The organism is Natronobeatus ordinarius, from assembly GCF_024362485.1.
In the GTDB taxonomy this organism is placed as follows: domain Archaea; phylum Halobacteriota; class Halobacteria; order Halobacteriales; family Natrialbaceae; genus Natronobeatus; species Natronobeatus ordinarius.
The window spans coordinates 3980688-4004052 of the sequence record NZ_CP101456.1 but is presented as its reverse complement, the minus strand read 5'-3'; the positions used below and the strand labels follow the sequence as shown (position 1 = coordinate 4004052).

General features: G+C 66.3%; 29 protein-coding genes, 1 tRNA gene and 1 pseudogene. 14 read left to right on the top strand and 17 right to left on the bottom strand.

Translation table 11 applies throughout. The annotated features are described in order from the left end of the window. Nucleotides 1-10: 10 nt before the first annotated feature. The 4 genes from NMQ09_RS20140 to NMQ09_RS20125 form a co-directional block, all read right to left on the bottom strand. Nucleotides 11-466, bottom strand: a complete 456-nt coding sequence (locus tag NMQ09_RS20140) for a hypothetical protein (RefSeq protein WP_255192351.1) — start codon at nucleotides 464-466, stop codon at nucleotides 11-13. Nucleotides 467-509: 43 nt separating this feature from the next. Then, nucleotides 510-1802 carry a TIGR00341 family protein gene (locus NMQ09_RS20135; protein ID WP_255192350.1) on the bottom strand — a complete coding sequence of 431 codons (1293 nt, stop codon included), beginning with the start codon at nucleotides 1800-1802 and terminating at the stop codon, nucleotides 510-512. 104 nt (nucleotides 1803-1906) lie between these two features. Beyond that, the gene (locus tag NMQ09_RS20130; RefSeq protein ID WP_255192349.1) at nucleotides 1907-2254 is read right to left on the bottom strand and encodes a four-helix bundle copper-binding protein; all 348 of its coding nucleotides are present in this window, start codon (nucleotides 2252-2254) and stop codon (nucleotides 1907-1909) included. A 406-nt stretch (nucleotides 2255-2660) separates the two neighbouring features. Continuing rightward, nucleotides 2661-3950: a TIGR00341 family protein gene (locus NMQ09_RS20125; protein WP_255192348.1), complete on the bottom strand. Its 1290-nt coding sequence runs from the start codon at nucleotides 3948-3950 to the stop codon at nucleotides 2661-2663. 104 nt (nucleotides 3951-4054) lie between these two features. On the opposite strand from NMQ09_RS20125, the gene engB reads away from it, so the two are divergent. Further along, nucleotides 4055-4672 carry a GTP-binding protein EngB gene (gene engB, locus NMQ09_RS20120; RefSeq protein WP_255192347.1) on the top strand — a complete coding sequence of 206 codons (618 nt, stop codon included), beginning with the start codon at nucleotides 4055-4057 and terminating at the stop codon, nucleotides 4670-4672. Between the two features lie 5 nt (nucleotides 4673-4677). Here the strand turns inward: engB and NMQ09_RS20115 are convergent, their stop codons facing one another. Both NMQ09_RS20115 and NMQ09_RS20110 read right to left on the bottom strand, forming a co-directional pair. Beyond that, nucleotides 4678-5985, bottom strand: coding sequence for a YncE family protein (locus NMQ09_RS20115; protein WP_255192346.1), 1308 nt, complete (start codon nucleotides 5983-5985; stop codon nucleotides 4678-4680). A 72-nt stretch (nucleotides 5986-6057) separates the two neighbouring features. Continuing rightward, complete coding sequence (locus tag NMQ09_RS20110) at nucleotides 6058-6633, bottom strand: pyridoxamine 5'-phosphate oxidase family protein (protein ID WP_255192345.1); 576 nt, start codon at nucleotides 6631-6633, stop codon at nucleotides 6058-6060. 169 nt (nucleotides 6634-6802) lie between these two features. On the opposite strand from NMQ09_RS20110, the gene NMQ09_RS20105 reads away from it, so the two are divergent. From NMQ09_RS20105 to NMQ09_RS20090, 4 genes and pseudogenes are all read left to right on the top strand, one after another. Then, nucleotides 6803-7195: a hypothetical protein gene (locus tag NMQ09_RS20105; RefSeq protein WP_255192344.1), complete on the top strand. Its 393-nt coding sequence runs from the start codon at nucleotides 6803-6805 to the stop codon at nucleotides 7193-7195. Between the two features lie 141 nt (nucleotides 7196-7336). Then, nucleotides 7337-7609, top strand: coding sequence for a type II toxin-antitoxin system HicB family antitoxin (locus tag NMQ09_RS20100; RefSeq protein ID WP_255192343.1), 273 nt, complete (start codon nucleotides 7337-7339; stop codon nucleotides 7607-7609). 3 nt (nucleotides 7610-7612) lie between these two features. Beyond that, nucleotides 7613-7858, top strand: a complete 246-nt coding sequence (locus NMQ09_RS20095) for a type II toxin-antitoxin system HicA family toxin (protein ID WP_255192342.1) — start codon at nucleotides 7613-7615, stop codon at nucleotides 7856-7858. A 117-nt stretch (nucleotides 7859-7975) separates the two neighbouring features. Further along, a pseudogene (locus NMQ09_RS20090) lies at nucleotides 7976-8265 on the top strand (DUF7692 domain-containing protein). A gap of 66 nt (nucleotides 8266-8331) precedes the next feature. Here NMQ09_RS20090 and NMQ09_RS20085 read toward each other — a convergent pair. The 4 genes from NMQ09_RS20085 to NMQ09_RS20070 all read right to left on the bottom strand — a co-directional run bounded on the left by NMQ09_RS20085 (nucleotide 8332) and on the right by NMQ09_RS20070 (nucleotide 10800). Beyond that, nucleotides 8332-9045, bottom strand: coding sequence for a hypothetical protein (locus NMQ09_RS20085; RefSeq protein WP_255192341.1), 714 nt, complete (start codon nucleotides 9043-9045; stop codon nucleotides 8332-8334). Nucleotides 9046-9443: 398 nt separating this feature from the next. Beyond that, nucleotides 9444-9516: transfer RNA gene (locus tag NMQ09_RS20080), tRNA-Pro, on the bottom strand. Nucleotides 9517-9595: 79 nt separating this feature from the next. Then, nucleotides 9596-10192: a tRNA (pseudouridine(54)-N(1))-methyltransferase TrmY gene (gene trmY / locus NMQ09_RS20075; protein ID WP_255192340.1), complete on the bottom strand. Its 597-nt coding sequence runs from the start codon at nucleotides 10190-10192 to the stop codon at nucleotides 9596-9598. Nucleotides 10193-10239: 47 nt separating this feature from the next. Then, nucleotides 10240-10800 carry a metal-dependent hydrolase gene (locus NMQ09_RS20070; RefSeq protein WP_255192339.1) on the bottom strand — a complete coding sequence of 187 codons (561 nt, stop codon included), beginning with the start codon at nucleotides 10798-10800 and terminating at the stop codon, nucleotides 10240-10242. A 147-nt stretch (nucleotides 10801-10947) separates the two neighbouring features. Between NMQ09_RS20070 and NMQ09_RS20065 the strand changes: the two genes are divergently transcribed. Further along, nucleotides 10948-11106 (top strand): HVO_A0556 family zinc finger protein, encoded by a 159-nt coding sequence (locus NMQ09_RS20065; protein ID WP_255192338.1) that lies wholly within the window; start codon nucleotides 10948-10950, stop codon nucleotides 11104-11106. Between the two features lie 42 nt (nucleotides 11107-11148). Here NMQ09_RS20065 and NMQ09_RS20060 read toward each other — a convergent pair whose 3' ends face one another. The 4 genes from NMQ09_RS20060 to NMQ09_RS20045 all read right to left on the bottom strand — a co-directional run bounded on the left by NMQ09_RS20060 (nucleotide 11149) and on the right by NMQ09_RS20045 (nucleotide 13337). Then, nucleotides 11149-11391 carry a DUF8028 family protein gene (locus NMQ09_RS20060; protein WP_255192337.1) on the bottom strand — a complete coding sequence of 81 codons (243 nt, stop codon included), beginning with the start codon at nucleotides 11389-11391 and terminating at the stop codon, nucleotides 11149-11151. A gap of 5 nt (nucleotides 11392-11396) precedes the next feature. After that, nucleotides 11397-11597 (bottom strand): DUF7511 domain-containing protein, encoded by a 201-nt coding sequence (locus tag NMQ09_RS20055; RefSeq protein WP_255192336.1) that lies wholly within the window; start codon nucleotides 11595-11597, stop codon nucleotides 11397-11399. 302 nt (nucleotides 11598-11899) lie between these two features. Continuing rightward, on the bottom strand, nucleotides 11900-13021 hold the full coding sequence (locus tag NMQ09_RS20050; protein WP_255192335.1) for a S1C family serine protease: 1122 nt from the start codon (nucleotides 13019-13021) through the stop codon (nucleotides 11900-11902). Between the two features lie 121 nt (nucleotides 13022-13142). Further along, entirely contained in the window at nucleotides 13143-13337 is a 195-nt protein-coding gene (locus NMQ09_RS20045; RefSeq protein ID WP_255192334.1) for a DUF8024 family protein, read from the bottom strand. A gap of 102 nt (nucleotides 13338-13439) precedes the next feature. Here NMQ09_RS20045 and NMQ09_RS20040 point away from each other — a divergent pair, with 102 nt between their 5' ends. From NMQ09_RS20040 to yciH, 6 genes are all read left to right on the top strand, one after another. After that, on the top strand, nucleotides 13440-13796 hold the full coding sequence (locus NMQ09_RS20040) for a DUF7573 domain-containing protein (RefSeq protein WP_255192333.1): 357 nt from the start codon (nucleotides 13440-13442) through the stop codon (nucleotides 13794-13796). A 119-nt stretch (nucleotides 13797-13915) separates the two neighbouring features. Then, nucleotides 13916-14110: a cold-shock protein gene (locus NMQ09_RS20035; protein ID WP_255192332.1), complete on the top strand. Its 195-nt coding sequence runs from the start codon at nucleotides 13916-13918 to the stop codon at nucleotides 14108-14110. Nucleotides 14111-14398: 288 nt separating this feature from the next. Continuing rightward, the gene (locus NMQ09_RS20030; protein WP_255192331.1) at nucleotides 14399-15388 is read left to right on the top strand and encodes an AAA family ATPase; all 990 of its coding nucleotides are present in this window, start codon (nucleotides 14399-14401) and stop codon (nucleotides 15386-15388) included. Next, on the top strand, nucleotides 15385-16443 hold the full coding sequence (locus tag NMQ09_RS20025) for a DUF58 domain-containing protein (protein WP_255192330.1): 1059 nt from the start codon (nucleotides 15385-15387) through the stop codon (nucleotides 16441-16443). The genes NMQ09_RS20030 and NMQ09_RS20025 overlap by 4 nt, the downstream gene beginning before the upstream one ends. Then, the gene (locus NMQ09_RS20020; protein WP_255192329.1) at nucleotides 16440-18734 is read left to right on the top strand and encodes a transglutaminase TgpA family protein; all 2295 of its coding nucleotides are present in this window, start codon (nucleotides 16440-16442) and stop codon (nucleotides 18732-18734) included. The genes NMQ09_RS20025 and NMQ09_RS20020 overlap by 4 nt, the downstream gene beginning before the upstream one ends. Nucleotides 18735-18820: 86 nt before the next feature. Further along, nucleotides 18821-19114 carry a stress response translation initiation inhibitor YciH gene (gene yciH / locus NMQ09_RS20015; protein WP_246972871.1) on the top strand — a complete coding sequence of 98 codons (294 nt, stop codon included), beginning with the start codon at nucleotides 18821-18823 and terminating at the stop codon, nucleotides 19112-19114. Between the two features lie 219 nt (nucleotides 19115-19333). Here the strand turns inward: yciH and NMQ09_RS20010 are convergent, their stop codons facing one another. After that, nucleotides 19334-19690 (bottom strand): rhodanese-like domain-containing protein, encoded by a 357-nt coding sequence (locus NMQ09_RS20010; RefSeq protein ID WP_255192328.1) that lies wholly within the window; start codon nucleotides 19688-19690, stop codon nucleotides 19334-19336. A 161-nt stretch (nucleotides 19691-19851) separates the two neighbouring features. On the opposite strand from NMQ09_RS20010, the gene NMQ09_RS20005 reads away from it, so the two are divergent. Continuing rightward, nucleotides 19852-20517, top strand: coding sequence for an MBL fold metallo-hydrolase (locus tag NMQ09_RS20005; RefSeq protein WP_255192327.1), 666 nt, complete (start codon nucleotides 19852-19854; stop codon nucleotides 20515-20517). A gap of 150 nt (nucleotides 20518-20667) precedes the next feature. Here the strand turns inward: NMQ09_RS20005 and pdxT are convergent, their stop codons facing one another. Further along, nucleotides 20668-21258 (bottom strand): pyridoxal 5'-phosphate synthase glutaminase subunit PdxT, encoded by a 591-nt coding sequence (pdxT, locus tag NMQ09_RS20000; protein ID WP_255192326.1) that lies wholly within the window; start codon nucleotides 21256-21258, stop codon nucleotides 20668-20670. 143 nt (nucleotides 21259-21401) lie between these two features. Next, entirely contained in the window at nucleotides 21402-21563 is a 162-nt protein-coding gene (locus NMQ09_RS19995) for a preprotein translocase subunit Sec61beta (protein WP_255192325.1), read from the bottom strand. A gap of 226 nt (nucleotides 21564-21789) precedes the next feature. Here NMQ09_RS19995 and NMQ09_RS19990 point away from each other — a divergent pair, with 226 nt between their 5' ends. After that, the gene (locus NMQ09_RS19990; RefSeq protein WP_255192324.1) at nucleotides 21790-23325 is read left to right on the top strand and encodes a glutamate-cysteine ligase family protein; all 1536 of its coding nucleotides are present in this window, start codon (nucleotides 21790-21792) and stop codon (nucleotides 23323-23325) included. Nucleotides 23326-23365: the final 40 nt, after the last annotated feature.

Genomic DNA, 23365 nt, shown 5'->3' with positions numbered 1-23365 from the left:
TGGCGACCGACTATCGGTTTTCGAGTCGTTCCCGGACCGACGGCACCACGACGGGCGCGAGCAGGTGTCCGGCCGTCCTGAGGCCGACGGCGAGCGCCAGGGCGAGGCCGGCGTACATCGTGAAGATCCCGCCGAAGAACACGCCACCGCCCTCAGGCGGGAACAGCAGGGTGTGGACGCTCGAGGCCGCGATCCAGAGTGTCACCAGTCCCAGGACGGCGACGAGGACCGAGCCGACCTCGAGCCCATCGAGGACGGCGCCGACGATCACGACGACGCCGAGGAGGGCCGGGACGCCGAGTTGTACGAACAACGGCCACAGGTCGGGGCCGCTGACGAGCCGTTCCCACAGCGCGTGCTGGCTGAGCCACAGGACGGCGGTAACGACGACGAGGAGAGCGAGGGCGGCCTCGAGGCCGCGGACGATTCTGAGAACCTGGACGGATCGCCGGGCGGGCGTCTCCATGTGCGGTACTGGACCGTCGACCCACATAGTTCTTTTCAACGATCTAACCAGTGGCCGTCCCACCAGCCGTCGCGGATTCGTACTCGAGGGACTGGACGCGGACGTCGATCGACTCCCCGGTTCGGTCCTCGATCCGATCCGCGAGGTCGGCGGCGAACGCGTCGGGTTCGGCGTCGCCCTCCTCGGCGACGACGACGGTCACCTCCAGCGGGCCGGTAAACGGCGAGAAGTCGGTGTACTGCGTCTGGATCGAGACCGCCGTGAGGTCCTCGTGGGCAGGCTCCTCTAAGACGTCCTCGGTCGCCTGGACGACCTCGCGGTCGACGACGACCTGGCCGGCCGTGGCGACCACGACCGCGAGCGTGATCGCAACGACGACGATCGCGAGGGCGCCGACTTTCGCCCACGATCGGGCGACGTCGCGGTTCCACGTGGCACGCTCTTTGCCCCGGTAGCCGAAGCCGAGGAGGACGGTGAGGACGGCGGCGTTGATCAGGAGCATCGTGACAACGAGCAGGGTGAGTGTGCCGAGGACGAGTTCGGGTTCGACCCAGGCGATGGCGATGCCCGTCGCGCCGGCGGTCGGGATCAGCGCAGCGGCGATCATGACGCCGATGATCGAGGTCGGTCCCTTGGTTGTCAGCCCGATTCCGGCCGCGAAGCCGGCCGCGAGGCCGACGACGAGCGAGAGTGCGTTCGGCGCGACGCGGACGCCGAGGAGGTCGAGCGCGGGCAGGTCGAGACGCGTCGGGACGAAGCCGCCGAATCGGAAGGCAGAGGCGAGCGCCGTCGCGGCGAGTACCGCCAGGCCGAGGCCGTACAGCTGCATCCACAGACTCTCGACGATCATCCGCCGGTCGCTCGTGACGACGCCGACGCTCGCGGTCAGCGCCGGGCCGATGATCGGCGCGATCACCATCGAGCCGACGACGATCGCCGGCGAGTCGACCAGTAACCCAGCCGTGGCGATGACGGCGGCGAGAGTCATCAGGGCGACGTAAGAAGCCGTATCGCGGCTCAGGTCGCGCGCTTTCGTCCGCAGCTCGACGCCCGTCAGCGGCTCGTAGTCGCCGGCGTAGCGCTGCTCGAGCGTCTCCGAGGTCGCCGTCAGCGCCGCCTCGCCGCTCGCGATGACGGTGTACTCCTCGATGTCGACCTCGGCTTCCTCGAGCGCATCGAGAGCATCGCCGATGGCGTTGCTCGGTAACGGGGCCTCGAGGAGGACGCCCGACTCCTCCTCGAGCGGGATGGCGACGAAGGTGAACTCCTGGGACTCGAGGGCCTCGCTGGCGGCCTCGCGGCGATCCGGCGGGACGACGACGTGCAGAACGCGCACTGGAACGTCCCACCACGGCGCGTGGGATAAGATTCAGCCATGCGCACGCCTCCGAACCAAGTGGTCGGGGTTCGAGGGGATCACCACGGCGCGACGACCCACACTCAGTGGGCGGCCATCTCACGACAGGTCTCGACGGCGTCCGGCAACACCTCGGCACAGAGCTGGCAGTGGTCGTGCTCGTGCTGTTCACACTCTTCTGCGCACTCCTCTAAGGCGTCGGCACAGACGCCCGCCAGATCGGCGTGGTAGCCCGAGTTCCGGGCCATGAAGCGGGCGTGGAGCGTCGCCAGGTCGGCCGCGTCCCGGCAGAGCCGGATGCAGCGAGCCATCTCCTCGCCCTCGTCGAGACAGGCGTCGGCACACCACTCGCAGGCCTGGGCCGCCTCGAGACAGTTGTCGATGCATGCTCGAATCTCCTCGTCCGCGTGGTCGATCTGCTGGAGCGCCATACGAGTGAACCGACGCCGACCGGCGTCGTCAAGGCGGGGTGTTCGATTGCAAGGTTCCCCGGAAGACGCCGTCGAATAGTTCGCCATCTCTCTACGCTCCCCGACGAACGGTCAGTCCAGCAACCTCTTTTACCGGGGTCCTCCCTCACTCGCTGCGCTCGTTCGGTCGAACCCCGGTAAAACCCGTTGATGCCAAAAGGCCGGCGTCGCGGGGTTTCACCCCGCTCCGGCGGTGAACCGCTCGCTTCGCTCGCGGATGCTGGGTCCGTCCCTACCGTTCCATTCGCAGGGCTACTGACCGTACTCGGCAGCGAGGACGCGGTCGAAACTTGGACAATTCCATGAGAACTCTTCTATGACACGCTTCTCCCGCGATCGAACCCCGACTCGGCCACCCGACCGCCGATCAGGCCTCGATCACCTCGACGTAGCGGACCTCGACGGCCACCGTTTCGCCGGCGTGCTGGTTGACTCGTTCGTGTAAGCGTTCGGCGAGTTCGGGGTAGGTCTCGCCGGGCGGGCCGCCGATCGTGACCACCACTCGATCGGGGCTGCGGAACGGGTAGTCGTCCTCCAGCGTCACCTCGAGGTCGACGAGCTGCAGTTGCTGGTACTCGTTCTCGAGGAGGGCCTCGACCTCGTCGCGGGCGTCCTGCTCGAAGCTCCCCGCGACGTAGGAGTTGTAGGTGATCCCGCCGAGAAAGGCCGAGAAGATCAACACCACGAGCGCGAGGGTGCCGATCTGTCGGCGAACGCGTTTCTGGGTCGGCTCGAGGTCGAAGAAGCTCTCCGGGCGGTAGCCGGCGTACCAGAGCGTCACCAGCCCCGCGAGGTTGACCGAGAGCACGTTGACGAGCACGAGGACGGTCGAGCCGATGGCGGCAGAGGGCTCGCCGAAAGCGATCGCGATCCCGGCGGCCGCCGCCGGTGGGATCAACGCGGCGGCGATCATGACGCCGACGAGCGCCACCGAGACGCCCGTCGCGATGCTCAGGATGCCCGCGACGCCAGCGCCGAGGGCGATCGCCAGCGAGAGCAGGTCGGGTGCGAGCCGTTCGGCGATCTCGTCGACGTCCGCGATAGCCATCCCTGGGGGGACGATGTTCCCCATCCTGACCAGCCAGGCGAAGACGGCCGCCGAAGCGATCGCGAGGGCGACGCCGAGCGCCTGGTACTTCAGGGCGCCGTACAGCAGGTCCGTGTCGTCGAGCACCGTCCCGATCGTCGCCCCGAGCGCGGGGCCGATCAGCGGCGCGATCACCATCGAGCCGACGACGACCGCCGGCGAGTCGAGCAACAGTCCCGCCGTCGCCACCACCGCGCTGATGACCGTCAGCGTCACGTAGACGCCGAACGTCGGCGTCAGGTCCTCGGCGTGGCTGCTCAGCTCCTGTCTCGAGATCCGATCCTCCTCGACGTCTCCTCGTTCGTACTCCTTGCGCAACGCCTCGAACTTTCGGGAGACGACCGTCTCCGCGTCGACGACGACCGTGTAGGCGTCTTCTTCGATCCCTTCGTCGCGCAAGGCGTCGAGCACCGACTCGACGGCCGACGTCGGCAATGGAAAGTAGACGACTGCCGTGTACTCCCGACCGCTCGTCTCGTCGGTGACGACGTAGTCGACGCCCGTCTCGTCGAGCGTCTCGAGGACCGCTTCGCGTTTACCCGTCGGAATCGTCAGCTGTACGAGCCGCACGACCGAACCGACGAGTGCCGGTGTTATAATTCCGATGACGAACGCAGAGCGCGCCCACCGACCGCTCGCGGCCCTTATTACGGTCGGCCGCCGTAGCCTCGAGCATGTTCGACACTCGCCCGGACCGCGACGCGGAGGTCGCCCTCGTCGGCCGCTCGAACGTGGGCAAGTCGACGCTCATGCGCGAACTGACGGGCCACCAGTTCGATACCGGCGGCAAACCGGGCGTCACCCGGAAGCCAAATCACTACGACTGGGCGCCCGAGGACTTCGTCATCACCGACCTGCCCGGCTTCGGCTTCATGAGCGGCGTCGAAGCCGACCGCCAGGAGCAGATCAAGACCGACATCGTCCGCTACCTCGAGGAGTACGCCGACCACGTCCTCGTCGCGATTCTCGTCGTCGACGGCAAGAGCGTGATCGACATCATCGATCGCCACACCGACCGCGGCGAGATTCCCTACGACGTCGAGATGTTTCACTTCCTGCGCGAACTCGACGTTCCAACGGTCGTCGCCGTCAACAAGATGGACAAAGTCGACGACGAGGACGAACGGCTGGACGAGCTCTGTGACCGACTCGGCCTCCTCCCGCCGTGGCAGCAGTGGAGCGACACCGTCGCGCCCATCAGCGCCAAACGCGGCCAGCTCGAGCCGCTGTACGAGGCCGTCCGGACGCACCTCCACGACCAGCAGCGCGACGACCTGTTCAAGTTCTTCTGACGACCTCAGCCGCAGTAGCAGTGGTCGTCCGGGCAGAACGTCGGCTCCCGCGAGCCGACGGCGAGGCCGAGCGAGGCGAGCGAGCCGCGGACGCGCTCGAGGGCGTCCGTCTCCGGGCGTACCATGCCACCGACGGCACCGGTCGGCGACTCGCCCGCCTCGAGGGTCGCGACGACGTCGCGTTCGGCGTGGTCGATCACCGCCACCCGGTTCTCGGTCTGGATGGGGACGTACAGCTTCTCCCGGTGGGGTCCCCACGCCCCCGAGATCGAGCTTCCGCCCACGTCGAGCACCCGGTCGACCGCCCGCTCCTCGAGGTCGAGCACCGTCACCGCGTCGGCGTCGGGCGTGAAGAGATACGCCGCCTCGCTGTCGGGATCGATCTCGCTCGTGATCGGCAGCGCAGGCAGGCCGTCCTCGCGGGTGAGCCGCTCGCGTTCGACGGGTTCCTCGGGATCGGAGAGATCCCAGATCCCCGCCGATCCCTCCCGGGGGACGTCCGGGTCGGGGCCGAGGTCGCCCTCGCCGTTTTCGACCAGCAGGTACGCGCCGTCGAACGACGCCGTGCACATGAACGGGAGGACGTCTCCCTCACCGACCGGGTCGCCGGCGTCGATTCGGGCGACGATCTCGAAGGGATCGACCCGAACGACGCTCAGCGTCTCGTTGGCGACGTCGGCGACGTAGGCGTACTCGCCGTCGGGGCCCAGCGTCACGTCACAGGGCCCCGTGTAGCCGACCTCGAGTTCGGCCGTCACCTCGCCGAACGTCTCGCTCTCGGGGTCGGCGTCCACCCGGACGAGCCGGTGCTCCTCGGGCTCTGCCGGGTCGGGATCGAGGGTGAGCGTCCCGCCGGCGGCCACGACCAGGTGGCGCTCGTCCGGCGTCAGGTTGGGATAGTTCGGCCCCAGGCCGGTCTCGACGTCGGCGACTTCCTCGAGCGTGCGGGCGTCGAGCGCCCTGACGCCCCCGTCGACGTTGAGCCAGCAGATGTCGTAGGTCGACTCCGCCCCGGTGCCGTACTGGTTCGCCGGGAACGAGGCGGTCGTTCCAATGTGGACGGTCTCGAGGGCCTCGTCGGTTTCGGCGTCGACGATCGTCACCGTGCGGTCGCCGTTGTTGAAGACGGAGACCGTCGGTGCGCGCTCGCCGCCCGCCGCGGTCGGAGCGCCACACCCCGACAGCGCCGCGGCCGCGCCGACGGTCGCCGACGACCGGAGGACCCGCCGCCGGTCGACGCCCCGGGCGAAGGGGTTCGACCCACGTGCGCGCGGCCGCTCGCGATCCGATCGATCGGGCTCCCGGCGGCTCATGCTCCCGCTAGTCGTGTGCCACCCGCATAAGCGGTCGATACGATTTGCGGGACTCTCTCATCCCTCGAGACGTCACTCCGCGTCGCGGACGGCCTCGAGATCGTAGGCGCCGGGATACGCCGGCGGCTTCTCCCCTTCCTTGCCGCTCCAGCGCGCCACGTCGAGCCGGTAGACTGCCGTTCGGTCGATCGACTCCTCGCTCATCTCCTCGTAATCCTCGCCGGGGGTCAGGTGCGGGGCGAACTTCTCCATGAACGCCTCGAGAACGCGGCGCTTTTCGGCCCGCCCCTCGAGCAGGTCGACGTCGCCGTAGGCGACCACGCTGGCGTACTCGACGGTGAAGTTCACGGGCTCGTCGGCAGGGATGTACCGCCCACTGTCGCTCGTCGTGAAACAGGCCCGGAGGCTCCCCTCTCGTTCGACGACGTCGTGGGTGCGGCCCGCCCGGGCGCCGTGGACGTAGATCGCGCCCTCGTCCTCGTCGTAGACGAACAGCTGCGTCACGAGGTGGGGCTCGTCCTCGTCCACGAGCCCGAGGACGCCGGTCTCCTGGCCGGCCAGGAACTCGACGATCCACGCCGAATCGTCGACCGCCTTGCCCCGGTACCGAATAGAATCTGAGTCAACTTTTGGCACACTCTCTCGCATGACGTGCAGCAGTACTGCCGGGGTGTTAACTGTTGTTACGACTGTCGGTCAGCCGCGACGGTCGTGGCCGCTCGCTCTCGCTCGAGTCGAGTTCGTCGCCGGCGGTCTCGGCTGCGAGCCGTCCGTCCGCAAGCAACACGACTACTGCCGTCTCGGTGGTAGCTCCCGTATGGTCGACGAAGATCTCGAACTCGAGGAAGACCTCGGCGAGGCGACGATCGTCTACGAGGACCCACACGAGGGCACGGTCGAGAAAACGGTGCCGAACGAACACGTAGCGTACTTCCAGGACCACTGGCTCATCAAGACCGACGAGGACGACGAGGGTCGGGACATCGTCCGCCGGATCCCCGCCCAGAAGGTCCACTACGTCGAACGAACCGTCGAGGCGTTCGAAGAGGAAGTCAAGACCCTGTTCGACCGCGTCGAGTCCGTCGCGAGCCGGCTCGGAACCAAGATCCCCATCGGCGGCGGGGACGACGAACCCGAGCCACGCCAGGAGCCCTACCGGATCAACGTCGAGGCGGGGGAAGCGGAGGGTGAGGACGCTCGAGGGGAGTAACGGCGTCTCGGCGGACTCGGGAGCGCGAGACGGTGTGGTACTGCGACGAGTCCGAAGTGCTCTGGACAGCGACGCTCGAGTACGCGCCCGACGACGAGTAGTGCAAAGTCTTATTGATCGAATGCCCGTACTCTCGGCCACATGGCGAGTGCGACCCGAGACGACCGCTCCGAAGGGGTCGAATTCTATTACGAGAGCGACGGCACCGTCACCGCCAGGGATCTCGAGACCGGCCTCGCCCGTGGCGGTGAGACGCGTGCGGAGGCGCTCGCTCAGCTCGCGGAGGTTCTCGAGCTCCACGAAGGCGGTGGGGAGTCGCTCGAGGACCCCGACGAGTTCCTCCGTGAGGAGTTCGACATCGATCCCGACGAACTCGAGGTCGACGACTCGGACGCCCCCGACTTCATGCGGTGACGGATGGTCCGGACGACGTTCTCCGGCCGAGAAGTCGTGAAAGTCCTCTGCTCTTTCGGTTACGTCCCCGTCTCTCGGAAGGGGAGTCACGTTCGGCTTCGATACGAACATCCAGAGACGGGCGAGGTTCGGCTCGTCGACGTTCCACAGCACGACGAGGTGGCGATCGGGACGCTTCGATCGATCGCTGACCAGTGTGGCGCCGACGATTTCTACGAGTGGTGCCGGTGGATCGACGACCACCGGTAGGGTGTCGTCCTCGAGTGTGTTCCCACACCCCCTCACCACGACCACAGAGCACCTTCACTCGCTGGCTGACCCGTTCGGTTGCTCGAAAAACTAACATTCGGGATCGTGTTCACGGACATGGTTTGCAGCGAGGTTCCCGGTTCAGTCCGGATCCGCACCGACGAGGGTAATGGGTGGTGTAACCACGCTATCGAGAAGGCCGCCGACTTCTACGACTGCAACCGATCGAACGCCGTCGCCTTCGCCTGCGAAGACGTCGACACGCTCGTTCGTGCAGCTCGTCGCGTCCTCGAGCGTGACGACCTCTCCCTCGAGCAGCGTCGCAAGATCGCCAAACGCTCAGCACTCGAGCCGTGACGTTCGACGTCAAAACCGAGGTCTCTGTCGTCAAGAAAGGTGAACAGTGAACTCTGGATCACCGCGGCTTAATTTCAGTCGGTGAGGACCTCCCCGTACAGCACAGGAGAAAGCGACTATTTTTCTATACCGGATTGGTCGATGTCCTTAGGATGGTCCCTTACTAATTTCTGGTAATTCGACCAATTGATATAGTCGTCCGGATCTGGGGCGAGTATATAGAGAAATTGTACTTTTAGTTCAAGCATGTCGAGTTGGAATCCTTCATCGGTTTCCCGGTACCATGTCTCGCCTCTCTCAACGGGTAAGAACACTCCTTCGAATGGGAATGGGTCGATGGTTTTCAACGCTGTGTAGACGAAACTACGTGAAGACCAGTTCTCGGGCGAGGTTAATCCCGAAAAGTCAACTTCATTCTCTATCCCCCTAACTTGGATCATTGTGTCCTCTGTCTCCTGTGTATGTACGAGTTGCAAATTCGTGTCAAATCTGTAAAGGCCGGTGGGAGACTCCTTCTCTTCTATCAAGGCCTCAACTGGGAGCACGAGATCACTGTCAGAAAAGACATTCATTAGTGCACGGACCTGACGGTAGTCCTCATTCAAATTTATCTCTTTGATCAGTTCCTTGCCCGACTTTTTCTTCAAAGCTCCCTTCAATGCTCCCAGTACACCACTGACACCTCCACTAAATTCCTTAGATGTAACCTCACTTTCCCGTTCAACAATTTTTGAAATGTCGTCGGAATACCGGCTGAAATACTGATTTAGCAGTCCTGACGAAGTATACATCACTAATTTATGTTCGCGCCTTGCCTCCTGGGTTTCCATGTTATCTAATTGTTGTCGATCTAATTAAAAATTCGTGTGGATATTCCCCACAACCAAAAGATCACCATCATCGAAATTGTTTACAGCAATCTATCGATCCATGGACCTGTACTGTTAAAAGTGATAACTTTCCGTATATTTCTGTAGTGTGTCAACCGCTTCCGAGTTCCACAGTTCCGTAAACAGGTTTTCAGAGCTCTGGCTAAATATCTGAAATTCGGGGAAAAGTATATCTCCAGTGGGCCGGCGCAGATTCGAACAGATGCGAGACGGTCGCGCTCACTTCGTTCGCACGCTGCGACTCGCGTGTTCGAATCTGCGCGCCGTCATCGACTCCCGCACTCTGGGTGCCTCGCGTCGCGACGCGCCGCTCGGCGGTGTTGAGTGCGGGAGTAAGATGGGCCGGCGCAGATTCGAACTGCGGTTACGGCCACCCGAAGGCCGAAGGATGCCAAGCTACCCCACCGGCCCGCACTCGAGGGAAAGCGACGGCCGGGTATAATTCTTGCTTTGTTCCCGCGAGTGCGTCCCCTGCCACCGACTGACGCGATCAGAACCGTTCGTAGCCGTCGGTGTCTAAAAAGTGGTGAGCGACCGTGATCGCCTGGTCGGCGTGCAGCCGCGTCGGCCCGAGGCTGAGCCGGCGGTCGGCTACCGACTCGAGCGCCTCAGCTTCGCGCGCGGTGAAGTCGTGGTGGTCCGAGAGGACGAACACCGGGTCGGCGAGGCCGTCGACGCCGACGTCGGTGATCGCCGCGCCGTCCTCGTGGAGCTGGACGACCGTGCTGTCGACGGTCTCGAGGGTGGGCTCGAGGCCGCGTCGGTAGAGCTCGATGCCGGGGCTGGGTTCGGCGGGCAGTGCGCCGATGGCTTCCTCGCGGTGCTCTAAGGCCTTCCGGACGAGGGCGGCCGTCGAGCGCTCGTCGGGGTTGAGCCGGCGGAGCTCGGCCCCGTCGAAGCTGATGGTGAGCTCGTCCTGGAGGACGAGGTGGACGCGGACGGCCTCGCGGATGCCGTGGGAGGTGACGAACGCCGCGGTGATCGACCGGCAGAGGGCGTCGAGGCGGCCGGCGCCGCCGGCGAGGTCGTCGAGGGAGAAGTCGGGCTCGGTGGGGGCGTCGTGGCCGATGAGGACGAACTGTCGCATACGGGAGCGTTGGCGGGCAGCCGGATATACGCTCTGTGGTGGGCCGGTCAACCGCGGTCGGCGACGGGTGCGTACCGGCCGAGGAAGGGAACGTACTCGAGGCCGGGGGCGCCGTCGCGGTACCAGACGAGCGCCCCGGCGACGAAGAGGGCGAGCTGGAACCACTCGTACGGTCCCATCGCGTAGTAGGTGAAGATTGCGTCGAGGATGCCGTCGACGGCGGTTTCCTGGGGTGGCTCGAGCAGCGGCCAGAGGAGGAACTCGGTCCCCGAGCGGTCCCCGGTGAGGACGGACGGGGGAATATCGGCGAGGAGGTGTGAGAGGTGGCCGATGACGAACGCGGTCCCTTCCTCGAGGCGGTCGAGCCGGAGGGCAATGGCGTAGACGGCTGGGATCAACAGGGCAGCGAAGAGCAGCGAGTGGCCGAGGGTGCGCCCGCCCGGCAGGACGTCGAACGTCCACGCCAGCGGTTTGTCCACGAGGTCGGGAAACTGCGAACCGATGGCGAGGGCGATCGCCGGGAGGGCGAGGGGTGGTCGGTCGAACCGGCGGTGCGTGTAGGCAGTGTAGAGGAGGTAGGCGACGGCGAGGTGTCCCCAGGGCCACATATCCCGGTGGTTACGCGAGCGGACGAATAGCCGCTTCGACTCGAGTCGGCGCGGACGGTGGCGGTCGTGTGCGAGGGCCGGATCGCCCGCTCGCGGGTTGCATACGCATGGTCAACCGATTAGCCTGACTCGGGCGAGAGAGCGGACATGACGCACGTTCAGTCGTCCGGACGGCAGGTACTCAGTAGGCTCGAGGGACGAGCGTGTCCGCTCTGTACAGCGGGTGAACTCGTTCAGACGACGTACAAGGGAAATCTGGCGGTCGTCTGTGACGACTGCGGAACGCCACGGGTACAGTTCTGGTGAGGCGGACCCGGTGTGAGCGGGTCCGGTCGGGACCGAATCCGGTTATCTCGAGCCGGTCGGGTCGTCCGTCTCGCTTCGGGACGTCGAGACGGACACCTCCCGAGAGCGGGTCTCGGGGTAGTCGCGACCGAGGGCGAGTGCGACGACGTTGAGCCCGAGGAGCCCGACGAACAGGGTGAGTCGAGCGAGCGAGTCGAGGCCGGCGATGACCACGGGAATGTAGACGACCGGCAAGAGCGTGCCGAGCCAGAACGCGACGGCGGTGAGCGTGCTACCGAGGCTCATTGTCCTCAGCGCATCGACTCGAGGCTGGTGAACGACCGTTCCTGCGCGGTGATCCACTGGGTGTGCAGTTCGGCTTCGGTTCCGTCGCGGGGGAAGATCGCACACTCGGCGGGGGCGTCGTCCGGCTCGATCGTGACGTGTTCGAGGTCGACGACCGGTTCGGAGGGGTCGATACGAGTGGGTCGGATGTCGGCATCGTAGCTCATGGGGTTGGAGAGCGGCGGGCTGGCCTCCGACCCGACGATACGCGCGAGATGACTATTGTTATCGAGTGACTACCGCCCTCGACCGGCGTGGTAGGCGCCGCCTCATCGGTCAATTCGGCTGGAGAATAACGGATGGAAATAATGTGTCGAACGACAACGTGTATGGAGCCGTTAGCCGGCAAGAGGGTACGACTGCGGTCGTGGATTCCGCCCTCGAGAGCCGTGTCACCGACCTCACCCTGGCGCTCGCTGCTCACGTCTGCGGACGGGATCGAGTGTGGTGTCCGAACCGAGAGAGCGGGTTATGGCGACGACGGCCGTTCGCCGAGTGTCAACTCGACGGTCGTCAGTTCGCCGTCGCGGCGGATCGTTACCGGCACGGTGTCGCCGGGGCTCATCTCGAGGGTGAGCACCGCCGAAAGCGTGTGTCGATCGGGGACCGGGTGGTCGTCGATCTCGAGGATCACGTCGCCGCCGATTGGGATAGGATCGCCGTAGCGCGTGACCTGGTCGTCACTGCCTCGCAGGACGCCGCTGGCGGGTGTGTCGTCGGCGACGTCCACGACGATCACGCCGCCGGGCCGATCGAGGTCGTTCTCCTCGGCGATGGCGCGGTCGACCGTCTGCAGGACGATGCCGATGTACGGGTGGTGGTAGACGCCGTCGTCGATCAGCGCCGGGACGACGCGTCGGGTCAGCGGGGCCGAGATCGCAAAGCCGATGTTGTCGCCGCCGCCGGCGTTGATGACGCCGACGACCTCGCCGTCTAAGTCGACCAGCGGGCCGCCACTGTTGCCGGGATTGACGCCGGCGTCGAACTGGATGACGTTCGGGAACGATCGGGCCCGCCCGGTTCGACCGCCGACGCCGAGCGAGCGGTCGACGCCGCTGACGATCCCTTGCGTCATCGTTCCCTCGAGGCCGAACGGGTTGCCGATCGCGAGCACCTCCCGGCCGACGGCCGGCGTCGTCTCCGCCAGGGTGAGCGGTGTGGCCTCGTCGGGAACGTGTTCGACCTCGAGGACGGCGAGGTCGCTGTAGACGTCGGTACCGACGAGTTCGGTCGTCGTCCAGTCGCCGTTGACGTACTGGAGGTCGACCTCCTCTCCGCCGGCGACGACGTGCTCGTTCGTCACGACGTGGTTCTCGTCGACGAGGAACGCGGAGCCCTGTCCCTGTCCCTCGCCGCCGGTGAGCGGATCGTTGACGCCGAAGACCCTGACGAGCGTGACGGAGTCGATCGTGCGTTCGTAGATCGCCGTGTACGCCGACCCGCCGCCGACCTCGCGGTCGTGGTCCGAGTGAGAGCCTTCGAACGAGACACCGGTTCTGGCCCTGGGTTCGGCGCAGCCGGCCACCGAGGCGAGCAGACCGCCTGCAGCCGCCGCGAGAACGCTTCGGCGGTCCAGTCGCGTCTCTTCCATACTCGAGTGTAGAATTCGATGACCTTGAACCCACGGCTACGGTCCCGAACGCCGACCGGTTGGCGAGCGGTGGTTGATCCGGACTCGTCGCCAGTGAGCGGGCGGCGGGACGAGGGGGTGTCTAGGCGGAGGTGAAGAGGCTCGTGACCGCGCCGAGGGTGAGCAGGCCAAAGACCCCGAGGGAGAAGACGACGATGAGCGTCCCGATCGCGACGAGGACGGGGGCGAGCCCGTCACCCATGGCGACGTCGGTGAAGAGGTCGTTCATCTCGACGATGTTGTCCACGATCACGTTCAACACTGGCGTGGTGTCCATGGGCGCGGATTCTCGCCCGGAGTACTTGGCCGTGGCGATCCGTGACAGGCGATCCAGCCGGCCGTCGGAGCGACTAAGCGGATCGACGTCCTACGGTCGCCCGTGACCGACGACGCGACGCTCACCGACTTTCTCGAGGGGAGAGCCGACGGCTCGACGGGCAACGGGGACACTTCCGACGCGTCGACGACCGACGGTACCGGGTCGTCGATGACTGCCGACGACGGCGCGTCAACGACTGACGGACACGACACGGCCACGATCGGTGAGGACGACACGGCTGCGGTCGACGAAGACGACACGGCCGCGTCCGACGGGAACGACGGCGAACCAGCAGTCGAACCCGCCGTCCCGACGTCCGCGTGGGGAGTGTACACCTGTGACGACTGCGGCTCGAGCGTCGAACGGGTCTGGTTTGACGAGGGGGTGCCCGTCTGTCCTGCGTGTAAATCGTGGTGAGTCGGTCCACGCCGACCGCGAACGGCCGTCGAACGACCGTCGAAACGCACACTCGAACCCGAAAGTGCGTTCAATGGTCCAGAACATTTATGCCTCTGTCGGGGCTCTGTGAAGATGCAATGGCGAAAGGTACGGTCGCGTTCTTCAACGACACTGGCGGTTACGGATTTATCGAAACTGACGATGCAGACGACGACGTCTTCTTCCACATGGAGGATGTTGGCGGCCCCGACTTAGAGGAGGGGCAGGAACTCGAGTTCGACATCGTCGAGGCCGATAAAGGTCCGCGCGCAACCAACGTCGAACGGTTGTAAGACGGTTCAGTAGCGGTATCGTTTTCCGATCGTCACGCCGGACAGCCACTGGTATCGGAGACGGCTGGATCTCTCCGCTTGATCGAGTCAGTCTCCACGCGGCTGGTGGTGGGGGTGATATATTCGTCAGGGGGTGGATAGGGACGTGACCGACGCGTCCGTGATCGCTCAGAGATCGCTGTTTCGGCGCTGGAAACCGCGGTGAGGGGCAACGCCTATACTGGTGACTCCCTTCAGACACACAACACGTACGACCAGCGGTCCCCGCGACACGACTCAACTCCATCCATGACGAACGCCGATACGCCACTCCCGTCCGAACAGGAACCCGGCCTCGAGTCGGTCGACCCGCTCTCGGTGACCGACGTCTCGCGGCTGTGTGACGCCGTCGCCGCGAACGTGAGCCGGGTGATCGTCGGCCACGACGACGAGATCGAGCACGTGATCACGACCCTCCTCGCGCGCGGACACGTCTTGCTCGAGGACGTCCCCGGGGTCGGCAAGACGATGCTCGCCCGGTCGATCGCGACCTCGATCGACTGTCTGTTCAGCCGGATTCAGTTCACGCCGGACCTGTTGCCGACCGACGTCACCGGCGTGAACGTCTTCAACCAGCAGACCCGCGAGTTCGAGTTCCAGCCCGGCCCCATCTTCGGCAACGTCGTGCTGGCCGACGAGATCAACCGCGCGCCGCCGAAGACCCAGGCCGCCCTGCTCGAGGCGATGGAGGAAACCCAGGTCACCGTCGACGGCGAGAGCCGCCCGCTGCCGACGCCCTTTACCGTCATCGCGACGCAGAACGCCGTCGAGCCGAACCGGACGTACGAACTGCCCTTCGCCGAGGTCGATCGCTTCACGAAGAAACTCGAACTCGGCTATCCCGACCCGGCAGAAGAGTCTGAGCTACTCGCCCGGATCGTCGGGCACCATCCGATCGAGGAGCTCGAACCGGTGACCGACCTCGAGACGGTCGTCCGGGCGCGCGAGACCGTCGCGCGGGTAGCCGTCGAAGCTCCGGTCCGCGAGTACGCGACGCGGCTTTCGACGTACACTCGCGAGCACGCCGAAATCGGTGCGAGTCCGCGCGGGACGATCGCCCTCCTCCGGGCCGCTCAGGCCCGGGCCGTGGTCGACGGCCGGGAGTACGTGATCCCGGACGACGTCAAGGCGGAGGCGCCGGTCGTCCTGAGCCACCGACTCAAGACGTCCGCGAGCGACCGCGCCCACGACGGTCGGACCGTCGTGGCGGACGCACTCGAGCGCGTTCCGATCGAATGAGACTCACGAGACGCGGGTGGGCGCTCGTCGCGCTCGTCGGCTTCGGCCTGCTCATGGCGTGGGAGTCTGGCGCCCGATCGCTGAACGCGCTCGTCGTCCCGGTGCTCCTCGCACTCGCCGCCGGAGTCGTCACGGTCGCTCGGGCGGGCGAGCCGACCGTCACCCGAGCGCCTATCGAGGCGGGCCACGTCGGCGACGGTCGACCCGTCGACCTCGAGTTCGACGTCGGTTCGTCGACGCCCGCGACCGTCGCTGACGCCGTCGGAGACGGACTCTCCGCTCGCGGCAACGTCGCGGAGACGATACTGACCGACGACGGCTACCGCTACGAGGTCACGCTCCTCGAGCGCGGTGACCACGAGGTCGGGCCGGTCTCGGTGACGGTGACCGACGTACTCGGGCTGGTGCGGCGTCGGTTCACGGACGACGGGCGAGGGCGGGTGCTCGTCTATCCGCGGGTGTACGACCTGCGTGGGAGTGCGAGCGCCGAGTTGCGGGCGCTCGCCGACGGGGCTCGTGGCTACGAACGCGACGAGTTCGACCACCTGCGGGAGTACGAACGGGGCGACTCTCTCCGGGACGTCCACTGGAAGTCGGCCGCCAGGCGGCCCGACGACGAGCTGATGGTCAAGGAGTTCGCCGACCAGGACGCCGCTGGCCGCGTCGACCTCGTCGCCGAATCGGCCCCCGGTCGGGCGGACGAGATGGCGACGGCTGCGGCGAGCGTGGCGGCCTCCCTGCTCGCAGCCGGCGTCCCGGTCCGCGTGATCGTACCGGACGGCGAACGGGAGGTGAGCGACGAGCAGCGTGGTCGTCGGGCGCTGTTCGAACTGCTCGCGACGACCGGCCCGGGTGACTTCTTGGAGCGAGAGCGACGGGAGGCCGACGTTCTGATCCGATCCGACGAGCGCGGGACGGTCGTCCGGACTGAAGCGGGTGAGACCCCGTTCGACCGACTCCGCGTCGACGAGTCGGCGTCCGGAGACGATCGGCGACCGTCGGACGGAACCCGGAGCGCTGAGGAGACGCCCTCCGGATCGGGGGTGGTCGCGTGAGCGCGAACACGGGTCGTGCGGCGTCGGCCGTGACCGACGCGAACACGACGAACGCGCGGACGGTTCGCCTGCTCGCACTCGGGGGCGTGCTCGTCCTGACGGCGTCGTACGTGAGTGTGTTGCGGGAGGTGACGGCAGTCGTCGGCGGCACCGAGTCGCTGTTCGCACTCGTCGTCGCAATGCTGGCCGCGGCGACGGTTCTCGAGCGGACGATCAGCCCCCGGACGGCGACGCTCGTCGCCGCGGTCGCCGCCGCTGTCGGGTTCGCCTACTACCTCGATGCGGCTGGCGTCGGGATCGGCGCCGCCTTCTCGGCGGGTGACACACTCGTCTCCGACACGATCACCCTCGCGAACGGACTGCCGTTGCTCCGGATGATCGACGCCGGCACCTGGACGCTCGGATTCGTACCCGGTCCCGTCTTCCTCTCGTGGTACCTCGCGTTGCGACGGCAGTACGCCCTGAGCGTCGTTCCCGGGGGGTTCGCCCTCCTCTTTCTCGTTCTCACCGGCGACGCGTCGCTCGCGACGACGGTTCTCGGCGTCGTCGGCGGCGTCGTGACCGTCGGCTTCGGCGAACTCGAGCGCCGGGGTGGAACCGTCGCCCAGCTCGACGTCCTCACGATCCTGATCGCCGCGATGATCGTTCTCTCGATGACCGTCCCGATCGTCCCCAACGGCTCGTCCGACGCGGCGCTCAGCGGTGGCGAGGGGACCCTCGAGGGAACGATCGCGTCCGCCCCCGACCGATCGGGGATCGGCGGCCAGGTCGACCTCTCTCCCGAGGTCCGGTTCACCGTCGCGAGCGAGGAACCGTCCTACTGGCGAACCGGTGTCTACGACCGATTCACCGGCGACGAGTGGATCCGTACCGGGCAGGAACGGCCGTACGAGGGGCCACTGGTGTCGTCGACTGCCGGTGACGAAACGATCACACAGACGGTTACGCTCGAGGGGCCGGCCGACGTCATGCCCGCAGCCCCACACCCCGTGGCGGTCGACGAGGAAACCGCGACGTACACCGAACTGGATGCCCACGGCCAGCTTCGACCCGCCGACCGGCTCGTCGAGGGTGATACGTACGTCGTCGAAAGCGACGTGGTCGACCCGTCGCCGGACGCACTCAGGATGGCCGGGACGGACTACCCCGACCACGTCACCGAGCGCTACCTGCAGACGCCCGAAGACGTCTCGAGTGAGTTCGAAGCGTACACCGCCGAACTCACCGCGGACGCCGAGAACCCCTACGAGACGGCCCTGGCCATCGAGACGCATCTCCGAACGTCGAAGAGCTACTCACTCGAGGTCGACCAGCCCGACGGCAACGTCGCCGAGGAGTTCCTCTTCGAGATGGACGAGGGCTACTGCGTCTACTTCGCGACGACGATGGTCCAGATGCTGCGCGCGGAGGACGTTCCCGCCCGCTACGCCGTCGGCTACACGAGCGGCCAGGAGATCGACGACGGCGAGTACGTCGTTCGCGGCCTGGACGCCCACGCCTGGGTCGAAGTGTACTTCCCCGGCCACGGGTGGGTCGCGTTCGAACCGACGCCCGGCGATTCCCGCGATGCGGTACACACCGAGCGACTGGAAACGGCTCGGCTCGCCGACGAAGCGGGTGTAGATACCGACGCCAGCGAAGACGTCCCGATCTCGACCGACTCGCCCGATCCGGCGACCGACGAAGAGCCGCTCGAAGAGTTCGAGACAGACGATTCGACCGACCCGGCGACCGACGACGGTCCGAGCGGCGACCCCGCCGAGGACGAGCCGACTCACGACCCACCCACGATCGACGACTCGACGGCGGCCGAACGCGACGCGGACTCGAGCGAGTCGGCTGGTGAGGCGGACGAAGCCGACGACGAGGGTATCACGTGGCCGGGCGTCCAGACCGTCGTCCTCGGGCTGTCGTTGTTCGTCGGCCTCGTCGCCGGCGCCTACCGCGCCGGCGCCCCCGGTCGCGTGCGCCGTGCACTCCGGCTGCGCTGGCAGGTCACCGGCGACGACCCCGACGCCGACGTCGACCGTGCCTACCGTCGACTCGAGTGCCTGCTCGAGCGCGCGTACCGACCACGGCGACGGTCGGAGTCGGTTCGCGAGTACCTCTCGTCGCTCTCGTCGGCGTCCGAGGGGGACGTGCCCATCGACGAGCGTGCATACCGCGTCGGGCGGTACTACGAACGGGCGACCTACGGTGACGGCGTGACGCGAGCGGAGGCCGACGCCGCCGTTTCGCTCGTCGACGAACTGGTCAGCGAACGGTCGTCGCTGACTGGTCGGCTCCGATGAGAGTCCGCCAACTCCTAAAAAGAACCGCACGAGAGCGTGTGGGTCCCGATAGTGTTTAATATGTCCATTTCGTAGCTCTGTACGTAATGTCGGAAGTCTGCTCGACGTGCGGGCTCCCCGAAGAGCTTTGCGTCTGTGAGGACGTGGCCAAGGGGCAACAGCAACTCAATATCCGCATTGACGAGCGCAGATACGGGAAGGAGGTAACGATCATCGAAGGATTCGACCCGAAGGACGTCGATCTCGACAGTCTTTCGTCGGATCTGAAGTCGAAGTTCGCCTGTGGGGGGACGGTCGAAGACAGCCACATCGAACTCCAGGGCAACCACACCGGCCGCGTCGAAGATTTCCTTCGGGATCGCGGCTTCAACGTCGCCTGATAACGTCCGTTGTGACTGGCTCTCGATGCAACCCCAAGACGGTTCGCGGTTGCATCGGCCCAGACGCACAACAGCCGTTATGAGTCCACGATGATCTGAACCGACTTCCGATCTCGCGGTTCGATCGCGCATCGCTTCTCTCGCTCGACCGGTCACCCCGTCACCTCGCCCGGTCGAGTTCGTTCTCGAGTCGACAGCCGTGGCGCCGGTCGTTCCCGATCAGAACGGCGCGTCCGCGTTCCCCGCTTTCTCCTCGTCTGCGATTAGTTCGTACGACTCCGTCCACTCCTCGAGCCCGCCGGCCATGCTCTCGACGCGGGCGTCGGCCGACCCCTCGTAGGAGCTGATGAGCCGGGCCGCCTGGATGCTCGACTGTCCTTTCGGACAGACCGTCACGATCCGTTCGGCGTCCTCGAACTCCTCGATCCGTGCCGGGAGTTCGGCGAACGGAACGTTCTCGCTGTCGGGGATCCGTCCTCGCTCGAAGCTCATCGGATCACGGATGTCCACGATGTGTACGTCGGCACCGTCCTCGAGGAGGTCGTGTAGCTCGTCGGTGGAGATTTCGCCGTCCATTTGGCAGGAATTGGACGGCGAGACGAATAAGAACCACGGCCCGAACGGCTCGAGGACCACGCCACGCCGAGTACTCGAGAGCCACGCCACGACGGTCGCTCGAGGGTCGCTGACGTCCCTTCGACCGGAGTATTATACGGATGTCCGGCGTACCCGCGACCATGTCAGTCGAGCACGACGGCCTGACGTTCGAGCGACTCGGTCACGCCAGCGTTCGCATCGAAACCGACGACGGTCGCGTCGTCTACGTCGACCCCTGGAGCGACGTCCTCGGGGGCGAGCCGGGCGACGCCGACGTCGTCTTCGTCACCCACGACGACTTCGACCACTACGACCCCGACGCCATCGCGGCGGTCGCAGGCGAGGACACCACCGTCGCCGCCTACGAGGCGATCGACACCGGGGCCCTCGCGTTCGACGTCGTCGACCTCCCGCTCGAGGGCGAGTTGACCGTCGACGGCATCGACGTCGAGACCGTCCCCGCGTACAACGACCCCGACGGCGACCACGTCGACGACGACGGGAACCCGTTCCACGCCGACGGCGAGGTGATCGGGCTCCGACTCGACCTCGAGGGCACGACCGTCTTCGTTCCCTCCGACACGGACTTTCTTCCCCACCACGAGGGAATCGAAGCCGACGTGTTCGTCCCGCCGATCGGCGGCCACTACACGATGAACCGCCACGAGGCTGCCGACTTCGCCCGGCACGTCGACCCCGATCTCGTCCTCCCGTGTCACTACGACACGTTCGAGCCCATCGAGACCGACGCCGAGGCGTTCGCCGACGAACTCGAGGGCGAGGGGATTCGCGTCGAGCTGTTCTGACGGGACGTCACCTCGGGTCCGTGGATGCCCGACGAATCGACCGTCTGCCGCCCGAATCGGGGTCGGAGCCATACTGGCGGTTGTGACCGGCTACCGATGCAACCGCAAGGCGGTCGCGGTTGCGTCGGCACTGACTCACAACCGTCGGTATCAGTCGCTGCTCCCGCGGAAGAACGCCAGCCGGTGGAGCCGCGAGTCGGGCGTCAGTTCGGGGTGAAACGCCGTCGCGAGCACCGGACCGTCCCGCACGGCGACCGGTCGGTCGTCCCACTCGGCGAGCACCGTCGCTCCGCCCACCGCGTCGATGGCCGGCGCGCGGATGAACACCGCGGGGAACGGCGCCTCGAGTCCCGCCACCTCGAGCGGGGCCTCGAAGCTGTCGGCCTGCCGGCCGAAGGCGTTGCGCTCGACGGTGACGTCGAGCAGTCCGAGCTCCTCGACGCGGTCGTCGCGGGCGTCGCTCGAGGCGACGATCAGGCCCGCACAGGTCGCGAGCAGCGGCTTGTCGGCGGCGACGTGGTCGCGGATCTCGGGGGCGATGCCTTCGGTGTGGAGCAGCCGGGAGATGGTCGTCGACTCCCCACCCGGGAGCGCGAGGAGGTCACAGTCGGGGACGACGCCCGACTGGCGAATCTCGTGGACGACGACGTCTTCGCCGTGATCCGACGCTGCGCGCTCGATGGCCGCGGCGTGTTCGGCGACGTTCCCCTGGACGCCGACGACGCCTGCAGTGAGTGTCATAGGGGCGGTTACGTACAGGGGAATCAAAAGCTGCGCGTCACGATCTCGGGGGCTCGCGATCGGGTGTGCGCCACGCCTCGAGAGCCGTTGTCTGTCTGTGGCTATCGCTCAATTCGATGGCTCGTGGAAGAAGGTGGGCCAATTCAGGAGACGAACGACAGCAGCTGCACGAGGACGCCCAGCAGGACGCCCGTCGCGATGACGGTCTTCGGGTCGATTCGGATGGCTTTCGAGTCCTCTGCGTCGAAGTACCGGACGAGCCCGGCACTGGACATCAGCCCACCAGTGTTCTGTCCTCTGTCCATACCCACGTTACTGATCGCCCCCACACTAAACCTTTCGTTGAGTGGCGCCCCGCTCCGATCGGTCCTCGAGCGACGGTCGAGCGCTACCCGCCCGGACCCCCGCTCGCGCCTTCCGGTTCGCTCCGGGCACCGTGGCTGATCCGGGCTCTGCGTCCGGTATCTTTCAGCTGCAGTCGAATTCGAACGATGGGAACGGTTGATTGCACTCGAGGGAGACTGGCCGGGTATGGCGTCGACTACGGAGTTCGCTGCCGAGGTGCGCGATGCGTTCGCCGATCCGGCCGTGCTCGCCGAGCGCGTCGAGGAGGAAGCCGAGCGGCTCAAACGCGACGTCGACCGGGGAATCTTCAACAACTCCCAGTCGATCGTCGGCCTCGAGTACGAGTTCTACGGCGTCGACGAGGAAACGAAGGCCCTTCGACGCGTGCCACGAGAGTTGCTCCGACTCATCGGCTTCGAGAAGGAGATCGGGCTCCACAACGCCGAGATGAACACGAGCCCCCAGCCGCTGAACGGCTACGGCCTGACAACCCAGCGGACGGAGGTCCAGGCGCGCCTCGAGGCCGCGCTGGCGCGGACGCGAGCGGAGGGAATTACCCTGGTGAGCGACGGGCTGTGGACGATCCCGCCCACGGGCGAGTCGACGATCGACTACCTCACGGACACCGTCGAGCACGACGGCATCACCCTCACCACCAACATGAGCGGCGACGTCCGGTATCACGCGATGTCGAACAGTCCGTACGAGCCACGCATGGCGATCGACGCGCCCCACGTTTCCTGTTCGGCGGAGACGGTCCTCCTCGAGGCGCTGATCACGTCGATCCAGCCTCACTACCAGGTGTCCCACGCGCCGGACCTGCCGGCGTCCTTCCGATACGCGTTGCGGGCCGCCGGCCCGTTGCTCGCTCTCGGGGTGAACGCGCCGTTTTTCCCGCCGGAGCTGTACGACGACGGCGTCGATCCGGAAGCGGTGCTCGAGGACGGCTGGGCGGAGCAGCGAATCGACGTCTTCGAGACGGTGTTGAATCCAGCCGACTGGCGACGGGGCGACCGGGAGCGCGACGGGAAGGTTCGATTCCCGCGTGACCTCGAGACCGTCGCGGAGGCGATCGATCGCCTCGTGGCCGACGAGCCGATCGTGCCCCAGACGGTCGACGGCTGCGGTCGGTTCGACGACCGGTACGCCCACCTCGAGTACAAACACGGGAGTTACTGGCGCTGGGTTCGGCCGGTGTTCGACGCGCCGAGCGAGTCGGCGGCGAACGCCCGTATCGAGTTCCGGCCGTTGCCCGCCCAGCCGACGATCCGGGACTCGGTCGCCTTCCTCGCGGCGTTCGCGGGGCTCATGGAGAGCCTCCCGCGGCGAGAACACCCCGTCGCGGCGTTGCCCTGGGAGGACGCCCGGGAGAACTTCTACGCCGCCGCACGCGACGGCCTCGCGGCCGATCTGACGTGGATCACCGCCGACGGGACGGAGACGACGAATCTCGAGGAACTCTACGACGACCTCTTCGCGGCCGCGCGAGATGGGCTCGAGCTGCGCGCCATTTCGCCCGCCGAGGTCGACGACCACCTTCGTCTGCTCGAGGCGCGGGTCGACCGGGGTGTGACTCCTGCCAGCTGGAAACGGCAGGTCGTCAGGCGACGACTCGAGGCCGGCGACTCCCTCGCCGAGGCGATCACCGGGATGGGCCGATCGTACGTCGACCACCAGTCCGAGACGCTCATCGACGGGACGTTCCTCGAGTGGCTCGAGTGACCTCTCGGCGGCGTTTCGGGCGTTTCGGACGGTTTCGCGG

What these genes read in the sequence shown, in the direction of transcription:
- NMQ09_RS20140 (WP_255192351.1), bottom strand. Translation starts at nt 466, where the DNA reads ATGGAGACGCCCGCCCGGCGATCCGTCCAGGTTCTCAGAATCGTCCGC.
- NMQ09_RS20095 (WP_255192342.1), top strand. Translation starts at nt 7,613, where the DNA reads ATGGTCCGGACGACGTTCTCCGGCCGAGAAGTCGTGAAAGTCCTCTGC.
- NMQ09_RS20070 (WP_255192339.1), bottom strand. Translation starts at nt 10,800, where the DNA reads ATGTGGCCCTGGGGACACCTCGCCGTCGCCTACCTCCTCTACACTGCC.
- NMQ09_RS20045 (WP_255192334.1), bottom strand. Translation starts at nt 13,337, where the DNA reads ATGGACACCACGCCAGTGTTGAACGTGATCGTGGACAACATCGTCGAG.
- NMQ09_RS20065 (WP_255192338.1), top strand. Translation starts at nt 10,948, where the DNA reads ATGACGCACGTTCAGTCGTCCGGACGGCAGGTACTCAGTAGGCTCGAG.
- NMQ09_RS20115 (WP_255192346.1), bottom strand. Translation starts at nt 5,985, where the DNA reads ATGAGCCGCCGGGAGCCCGATCGATCGGATCGCGAGCGGCCGCGCGCA.
- engB (WP_255192347.1), top strand. Translation starts at nt 4,055, where the DNA reads ATGTTCGACACTCGCCCGGACCGCGACGCGGAGGTCGCCCTCGTCGGC.
- NMQ09_RS20055 (WP_255192336.1), bottom strand. Translation starts at nt 11,597, where the DNA reads ATGAGCTACGATGCCGACATCCGACCCACTCGTATCGACCCCTCCGAA.
- NMQ09_RS20035 (WP_255192332.1), top strand. Translation starts at nt 13,916, where the DNA reads ATGGCGAAAGGTACGGTCGCGTTCTTCAACGACACTGGCGGTTACGGA.
- NMQ09_RS20050 (WP_255192335.1), bottom strand. Translation starts at nt 13,021, where the DNA reads ATGGAAGAGACGCGACTGGACCGCCGAAGCGTTCTCGCGGCGGCTGCA.
- NMQ09_RS20110 (WP_255192345.1), bottom strand. Translation starts at nt 6,633, where the DNA reads ATGCGAGAGAGTGTGCCAAAAGTTGACTCAGATTCTATTCGGTACCGG.
- pdxT (WP_255192326.1), bottom strand. Translation starts at nt 21,258, where the DNA reads ATGACACTCACTGCAGGCGTCGTCGGCGTCCAGGGGAACGTCGCCGAA.
- NMQ09_RS20085 (WP_255192341.1), bottom strand. Translation starts at nt 9,045, where the DNA reads ATGGAAACCCAGGAGGCAAGGCGCGAACATAAATTAGTGATGTATACT.
- trmY (WP_255192340.1), bottom strand. Translation starts at nt 10,192, where the DNA reads ATGCGACAGTTCGTCCTCATCGGCCACGACGCCCCCACCGAGCCCGAC.
- NMQ09_RS20105 (WP_255192344.1), top strand. Translation starts at nt 6,803, where the DNA reads ATGGTCGACGAAGATCTCGAACTCGAGGAAGACCTCGGCGAGGCGACG.
- NMQ09_RS20030 (WP_255192331.1), top strand. Translation starts at nt 14,399, where the DNA reads ATGACGAACGCCGATACGCCACTCCCGTCCGAACAGGAACCCGGCCTC.
- NMQ09_RS20100 (WP_255192343.1), top strand. Translation starts at nt 7,337, where the DNA reads ATGGCGAGTGCGACCCGAGACGACCGCTCCGAAGGGGTCGAATTCTAT.
- NMQ09_RS20060 (WP_255192337.1), bottom strand. Translation starts at nt 11,391, where the DNA reads ATGAGCCTCGGTAGCACGCTCACCGCCGTCGCGTTCTGGCTCGGCACG.
- NMQ09_RS20130 (WP_255192349.1), bottom strand. Translation starts at nt 2,254, where the DNA reads ATGGCGCTCCAGCAGATCGACCACGCGGACGAGGAGATTCGAGCATGC.
- yciH (WP_246972871.1), top strand. Translation starts at nt 18,821, where the DNA reads ATGTCGGAAGTCTGCTCGACGTGCGGGCTCCCCGAAGAGCTTTGCGTC.
- NMQ09_RS20025 (WP_255192330.1), top strand. Translation starts at nt 15,385, where the DNA reads ATGAGACTCACGAGACGCGGGTGGGCGCTCGTCGCGCTCGTCGGCTTC.
- NMQ09_RS19990 (WP_255192324.1), top strand. Translation starts at nt 21,790, where the DNA reads ATGGCGTCGACTACGGAGTTCGCTGCCGAGGTGCGCGATGCGTTCGCC.
- NMQ09_RS20010 (WP_255192328.1), bottom strand. Translation starts at nt 19,690, where the DNA reads ATGGACGGCGAAATCTCCACCGACGAGCTACACGACCTCCTCGAGGAC.
- NMQ09_RS19995 (WP_255192325.1), bottom strand. Translation starts at nt 21,563, where the DNA reads ATGGACAGAGGACAGAACACTGGTGGGCTGATGTCCAGTGCCGGGCTC.
- NMQ09_RS20005 (WP_255192327.1), top strand. Translation starts at nt 19,852, where the DNA reads ATGTCAGTCGAGCACGACGGCCTGACGTTCGAGCGACTCGGTCACGCC.